The 3,670-nt window shown below is 55.8% G+C and carries 4 protein-coding genes; all 4 read right to left on the bottom strand.

Features of this window, described 5'->3' with window-relative positions:
• Positions 1-183: 183 nt before the first annotated feature.
• Positions 184-1,299: an SIS domain-containing protein gene (locus tag DW796_RS10190; protein WP_118095246.1), complete on the bottom strand. Its 1,116-nt coding sequence runs from the start codon at positions 1,297-1,299 to the stop codon at positions 184-186.
• Between the two features lie 195 nt (positions 1,300-1,494).
• The gene (locus DW796_RS10185) at positions 1,495-2,208 is read right to left on the bottom strand and encodes a GntR family transcriptional regulator (protein ID WP_118095244.1); all 714 of its coding nucleotides are present in this window, start codon (positions 2,206-2,208) and stop codon (positions 1,495-1,497) included.
• Positions 2,193-2,960: a GntR family transcriptional regulator gene (locus tag DW796_RS10180; RefSeq protein ID WP_118095242.1), complete on the bottom strand. Its 768-nt coding sequence runs from the start codon at positions 2,958-2,960 to the stop codon at positions 2,193-2,195. Before DW796_RS10180 ends, DW796_RS10185 begins: the two co-directional genes overlap by 16 nt.
• 38 nt (positions 2,961-2,998) lie before the next feature.
• A complete protein-coding gene (locus tag DW796_RS10175) occupies positions 2,999-3,487 on the bottom strand; it encodes a hypothetical protein (RefSeq protein ID WP_118095240.1) in 489 nt (162 codons plus the stop codon).
• Positions 3,488-3,670: the final 183 nt, after the last annotated feature.

Raw genomic sequence — 3,670 nt, 5'->3', positions numbered from 1 at the left:
CTCGTCGGCGACCTTGTCGGCGAGCGCGGTCATCTTCTTGCCGGTCTCGTAGAGCGCCTTGCCGTCCTCGAGGTAGCCCTCCTGGTCGAAATGCATGATCTCGATCTTCTCGGTTTCCTTCATTTGTCTCTCCTTTCTGGGGTTGTCTCCACATCCCCCATGCCAACGGGCATCAAAACCCGCTTACATTCCGTAACACTCAGCCGCTTTGGCCTTAAGCGCATTGACTGACTCTTCGTAGCCCTCTGCCTTGACCTCCATTTGCTTGGAGACGGCATCGAGATACGGGTGCACGTCCCATGACTCCAGACGCTCGGCGATTATGGCCGCAATCGTCTGGAAGAACACAAGATTGGGAATTGCGCTGAGCAGCGGAGCCACCTGAGGCACCGCAACCTCGTGAGCCCTACCCCTGGGATGGGCCGTGAGCAGCACCGTTTTTGCCGTAACGTTCGACAGCGCATCGGCGATATTCGCAAGACGCTCCGACCCCTGCGGATCGTCGACGATAAACACCAGATAACCCGGAACGATCTGCATCTCGGGACCGTGGACGAACTCCTCGCCCTCGTGATGCATGGCAGGAATCTTGATGGTCTCGCTCAGCTTGAGGGCCGCCTCTTCGGCAACGCCATAGTTGGGGCCGTTGCCGACGACCATGGCGGGCATGTGCTCAGAAAGCTCGAGCATGCGGTCTTGGACATATGCCTCGGCGGTCTTGCACATCACGGCATTGGCATGGATAGCCTCGCGCAGGTCGTCTAAACGCTGGGCAACGCCCTTGGCGTCAATCGTTCCGCGCGCCTGACCGCCGTAAATACCAAAGAGCACCAGGTACTCAACGAGGACCTCGACGCCCAGCGTCACAAAGTCCACCGACTCGACGCCCACACCGTAGTCAAGAACGATATCAGTGTGCTCCTTGATGGGCGCCTCGACGTTTGCCGTGAGCGCAACAGCTGCCATATCGTGTGCACGCATGTAATCGAGCGCTGCAATCGTATTGGTCGAATAGCCACTCTGCGAGACGGCGATGTTGAGCGCATGCTGCGGATAGGTGTGTTCAAAATCGACGAAGGCCTCGGGCGTCACAACGGACACCTGCATCTGCAGCGCATCTTGCAGGTAATCTCGGGCGCAATCGGCGGCATGGCGCGACGAACCCGAAGCAACGATGCGCAGCGCGTCAAAAGAACCGGACTGGATAATATCAACGAGCTGCGCTACCAGCTCAGACGAACGCTCGAGGTTCGCTCCCATACGCACATGGGCAAGCTGAACGTAATCGAGCATCTTCATCGTCTCACCTCGTAACAAATCATTAGTATTTGATACCAATCACAGTTACAGGTTACGGCTTTTTGATACCTCTTTGTCGATTTATTTATCCCCATCGGCGAACGGTCGATTTTGAGCCATGTAAGGTTGTATATGTAGTCTGCTCAACGAATCAAAATTCCGTCAGCTTTTCGGCCCGTTATGCAAAAAAACCAGCTAGTACGTATAGGTATATCCACCCGCATCGCCGCGGTTAAACGACTTGACGTACTCGATCGCCTGGCCGCTCGCATCGAAGCTCACGCACTCCAGCGTCAAGGCAAGATCGCCCTGCTCCAGTCCAAGCAGGCCGGCATCTCGCGCGCCCAGCGCTTCGATATCGAGCTTTTCCTGTGCCATGACCGGCTTTCGGCCCAACATCTCATAAGTCTCGTACAAACTGAAGACCGACACGTCAATATCTTCGATTGTGGGAAACAGCAGGCACGGGATGAACGCCGTCTCAATCGATACGGGATCGCCGTTGACGCAGTTCAAACGCCGAATCGAATACAGCAAATCATCCTCGGCAATGCCAAACAGGTTGGCATAATATGGGCCCGCATAACGCTTGGAACGCGCGAGGATACGGACGGACGGCTCGCCGCCCGAAGCACGAACCGATTCGCGAAAGCCTCCCGTTCGCTCGTAGGCAACGGGCACCTTCTGTGCCACAAACGCGCCTTTTCCGCGGACGCGTCGAATCTGCCCACGCCGAACCAGCTCATCGACAGCACTTCGGATGGTCAAGCGTGTCGTACCGAATTCCTCGGCGAGGTCTTTTTCGGACGGAATCATGGAACCCGTGGGATATACACCGCGCTCGATACGCTCCTCGATGCGGCGTCGAATGCGCATATAAACCGGGGTGGCATCTACTGTTTCAGCCATTGTTCACCTGCCACGCTCCTCATGCCGTTCTTTTCGCCGTTGTCGGCAAAGCGGAACTTTGTGGGCAAAATCACCGATTTGCAATGCTCCACAAAACGCATGTCCTTATCAAATTCCATCGTGCTCTCATAGAACACCGGCGTTCCCTCTTCTTGTTGGAGCAGCTCGGCCTCTTCGGCGTTCAAACGCGAGATGGAGATATGCTCACGTCCATGCTCAACACGCACGCCACCTTCTTTGAGCAAGACATCGTAAAGGCTCTCGCACTCAAAATCGTGCTCGGGAAGCGATGGGCACAGGGACAGGTTAACGTGAGCCGTCTCGATTGACGCCGGATCGCCCTCAATAAGTCGAACGCGCTGCATGCGGAGCAAAGGAGCGCCTATAGCCACCCCAAGCTTGTCGGCAAGCGTCTTATCCGCCTCGATGGTCTCGGTGGAAACCAGACGAGAAGAGGGATGCAGGCCGGCAGTCCGCACGGCATCGGAAAAGTTATACGTTTCCTGGAAGATGTTCAGCGGCTTAGGAGGACACACATACGTACCCGATCCGCGACGGCTCTCGAGCGTTCCGCACGAGATGAGCCGCGTGATACCGGCGCGCAACGCCGTACGCGAAACGCCGATCTCTTCGCACAGCACGCGCTCGGCCGGCAGGCGATCGCCGCCGGCAAGCTGATGGTGCTGGATATACCATAGAATTCCCTCAACAGCACGATCTTTAGGGGGAATTGCATAAGATTCGCCTGCCATTGCACAGACTCCTCATTCAGAAACGTATGCCGCCAAAATTAGACCAGCCCTCCCATGGCATCAAATTCGGCCTTGATCTTCTCGGCGACATTCCGATACGACTTATATAGGCTTGAATCGCGTTTGACTTCGTCGGTCATAACGGGAATCTCCAATTTGGAAACCTCGTCTTTTCCCGTCCGAACCGCCACAACAACGCCCATACCAAGACACATATTACGCTTGGCAGCGTTCATTTTTGCCGCCTTAGCGGGATTTGCCAGAATACGCTGGGCAAATTCCTGTTTAGAGACCGTTTCATCGGCCTCCGGATCGCCCGCCTCGGCCACTTCGCACTGCAACACGTCCGCATAGTCAAAAATCTTCGGCTCGCCGCCACGCTGATGCACGGCCCACTTGCGGCGCGTGGCATCCTGATAGATAGCCGGCAAAAATGTAAACCGCGGCGGGTCCAAAATCGTATCCGTGATGGTAAACACATCGGGATCAAAGGCATCCTGCGGGTTTTTCTTCTTGAACAGCCCCATATCAGCCTCCCGTACTAGCATTAAACAACTCAAGCTGAATATAGCACCAATTTCAAGCCGCCGCTTTACCGTATCGGTGCGCGGCGTCTATGGCTCGCCCAGCGGAATAATTTCACGGACGAGGGCCGGGGTGCCTGCTTTGTTTTGAGAAGTGGGCTCCGCGAACTTCTCAAAACAAAGCAC

This window comes from Collinsella sp. AM31-2AC (assembly GCF_003469285.1).
Classification (GTDB): domain Bacteria; phylum Actinomycetota; class Coriobacteriia; order Coriobacteriales; family Coriobacteriaceae; genus Collinsella; species Collinsella aerofaciens_AT.
The sequence above is the reverse complement of the archived record's forward strand: the minus strand, read 5'-3'. Positions and strand labels throughout refer to the sequence as shown.